This window comes from Dietzia timorensis (assembly GCF_020742175.1).
GTDB lineage: Bacteria > Actinomycetota > Actinomycetes > Mycobacteriales > Mycobacteriaceae > Dietzia > Dietzia timorensis_A.
In genome coordinates this window covers 1-3093 of record NZ_DYXM01000086.1, presented here as the reverse complement: position 1 = coordinate 3093, position 3093 = coordinate 1, and the positions used below count along the sequence as shown (strand labels likewise).

3 protein-coding genes are annotated in these 3093 nt (G+C 64.7%); 2 read left to right on the top strand and 1 reads right to left on the bottom strand.

The window, feature by feature from the left end:
* On the top strand, nucleotides 1-395 hold a 395-nt coding region (locus tag K8V11_RS04670), incomplete at its 5' end, for a nucleoside hydrolase (protein ID WP_303911260.1).
* 158 nt (nucleotides 396-553) lie between these two features.
* Nucleotides 554-2203, top strand: a complete 1650-nt coding sequence (locus K8V11_RS04665) for an MFS transporter (protein WP_303911258.1) — start codon at nucleotides 554-556, stop codon at nucleotides 2201-2203.
* Here K8V11_RS04665 and meaB read toward each other — a convergent pair.
* Nucleotides 2158-3093 (bottom strand): methylmalonyl Co-A mutase-associated GTPase MeaB (gene meaB / locus K8V11_RS04660; protein WP_303911256.1); only part of this gene is annotated, 936 nt, incomplete at its 5' end. The two genes, K8V11_RS04665 and meaB, sit on opposite strands and share 46 nt — an antisense overlap.

The window sequence follows — 3093 nt, the reverse complement described above, 5'->3', positions numbered from 1 at the left end:
CGCCGGCAGATGTCACCGAGATTCTCTCCGTTACCCGGGGCGCACCGGTAACCCGGGCTCTGGCCGCGGCTCTGCGCTTCTATTTCGAGTTCCACGACGCGGTTGGTGAAGGGTATTGCGCGAAGGTTCATGACCCGATCGCCACGGCACTCGCGCTCGAGCCCGCACTTGGACGCTGGTCCCCCGCTCGGATAGACGTGGCGACGTCTGATTACCTGACGCGTGGGCAGACCGTCGCCGAATTCCGGCCCGAACGCTGGCGCGGTGGTGACTACGGGAGCGGCCGTCGCAACGCCGACATCCTCCTGGGCATTCCCGGACACTCCGGCCGTGCCGGTGTAGACGACCTCCTTGCCCAATGGAAAGCGCGTCACGTCCGTTGGGCTCGCGGCTGAACGCCTGGCAGTGCACCTGTTGGTTCTCGACAAATCAGCCGAAAGATTGACTTGGATTTCGGCAGTGTGGCCGATGTGCGATACGTCCAGACGCGTTGTAATCGACGGTGTAAAAGAAGCCGCCCGGCGAGTCCGGGAGCCACCGCGCTGGAGATGAAATGAACACCGAAGTTGTTCGCGTAGGCGACGGACGTGCGCCGTCTCGCAGAGACTGGATGGGTCTCGCCGTTCTGTCGATCGGACTCGGTCTGATCGTGCTCGACGGAACCATTGTCGGTGTCGCGCTACCGGATATCATCGGCGATCTCGGTCTCGAGTTCGCCGAGGCGCAGTGGGTGAACAGCCTCTACGCGGTCGTACTCGCCGCGCTCTTGTTGTCATCAGGAAAGCTCGCCGATGCGTTCGGCCGCAAGCGTCTGTTCATCGCGGGGCTTCTCGTGTTCATCGGTGGCAGTGTGCTTGCGGCGATGGCATCGGGAGCGGCACTGCTCATCGCTGCTCGTGCCGTTCAGGCTCTTGGCGCCGCCATGATCATGCCCTCGACGTTGTCCACCGTGAACGCAGTGTTCCGTGGCCGCTATCGCGCGGCCGCGTTCGGGGTGTGGGGCGCCGTGATCTCGGGCGCGGCCGCCGTCGGGCCTCTCGCGGGTGGGGCGCTCACCCAATGGGCGAGCTGGCATTGGATTTTCCTTGTCAACGTGCCTATCGGCGCGGTAGTCATCACAGGCGCGCTCGCGACCGTCCCCGAGACGCGAGGAGTACGTTCACAGCCCGGCGCGGATGTCGATGGCGCCTTGTTGAGCGCTATCGGTTTCGGCATGCTCGTGTTCGCGGTTATCGAGGGACCGGATCTCGGGTGGTGGTCGCCGAAGGAAGGCTTCAACTTCTTCGGCCTCGAATGGAGCGCAGATGCGTTGGTTTCCCCGGTGCCGGTGGCCTTCGCCATCGCTGTGGCTGCGTTGGTACTATTCGTGCGCTGGGAGATTCATCGTGATCGCGTTCGGCGTTCCGCACTCCTCGACGTCACACTGTTCGACCTGCGGACGTTTTCGTGGGGCAACATCACGGCGGGGATGGTCGCCGTCGGCGAGTTCGCGATCATCTTCGTCTTGCCCCTCTACCTCGTCAACGCATTGGGGTTGAGCTTTATCGCCTCGGGCGTGGTCCTCGCAGCGATGGCCATCGGGGCGTTCTTTTCCGGGGCGATGGCGCGCCACCTTGCGGCACGCGTGGGTTCGCCTGGCACCGTGATACTCGGTTTGTCGCTCGAGCTCGCCGGCGTGGTTGGGCTGGTCATACTCGTGGGCGTGAGTGAATCCGCGTGGGTCATCGCCCTTCCCCTGATTGTCTATGGGCTCGGTCTCGGGCTCGCCTCGGCGCAGTTGACAGGCACCGTTCTACAGGACGTCCCTGTCGAGGCCTCGGGACAGGCTTCCGCGACGCAGAGCACCGTTCGCCAGATTGGTACGGCATTGGGTACGGCGTTCGCGGGGGCGGCGATGTCGGTGACCCTGGCTTATTCACTTCCCTCCGCACTGGCCTCGGCCGGATTCTCCGGCGCGAGTGCGGACCAGTACGCGGAGGCGACCAGGCAGTCGGCGGGCTCGGCTATCGCGGCGCTGCGCGAACAGGGTTCCTCGAGCGTCTTCGGGGCGCAAGCGGACGACGTGGTCCATGCCTTGAGCGCCGGCATGGGTCAGGCGACCCAGATCGCCCTCCTTTGCGCCGCCGCGTTTCTGGTGCTCGGGCTTGTCGGCGCCGTTCAGGTCAAGCGTGCGTCCGAGGCATCGTCGGCGGAGTCGTCGTAGGCGTCGAGAATCTGCCCCGCCGCGAGCGTCGCCGTGAGTGAGCCGTCCTTGACCTCCGTGATAACGTCCTTGGCAACCTTTGCCACCGACTCGCGTTCGGTGAGCCGGGCAAGGAGTTCCTCTCGAACCATCGACCAGGTCCACTCCGCTTGTTGGTCGGCGCGACGTCGATCGAACTCCCCCTTGGCGAGCATCGTCTCGTGGTGTCGCTCGACCTCCGTCCAGAATTCGTCCACGCCTTGTCCGGATAGACCCGACATGGTCAGCACAGGGGTGGTCCATATCGCGTCGTGCGGCTTGATCATTCGCAGTGCCGACCCGAGTTCCCGCGCGGCGCGTTTGGCGTCCCGCACATGGTCGCCGTCGGCCTTGTTCACCGCGATCAGCTCAGCGATCTCGAGCACGCCCTTCTTGATCCCCTGCAACTGATCGCCGGTTCGGGCGAGGGTGAGGAACGTGAAGATATCGGTCATCTGGGCGACCGTGACTTCCGATTGCCCGACGCCCACCGTTTCCACGAGGATGACGTCGAAGCCCGCAGCCTCGAGGACGATGATCGCCTCCCGGGTAGCTCGCGCCACGCCGCCCAGCGTGCCTGAGGTCGGTGACGGCCGAATGTAGGCCTTGTCGTTGACCGATAGGTTCGCCATGCGGGTCTTGTCGCCGAGAATCGAGCCGCGGGTGCGCGTGGAAGAAGGATCGACGGCGAGGACGGCCACCTTGTGGCCTTCCTCGATGAGTTTCATCCCGAGCGATTCGATGAAGGTCGACTTACCCACGCCGGGCACGCCGGTGATTCCGACGCGCAGGGCTTTACCCGAATCCGGCAACAGCTCCATGAGCAGAGCCTGCGCGCTCGCACGGTGGCGCCTCGCAGAGGATTCGACGAG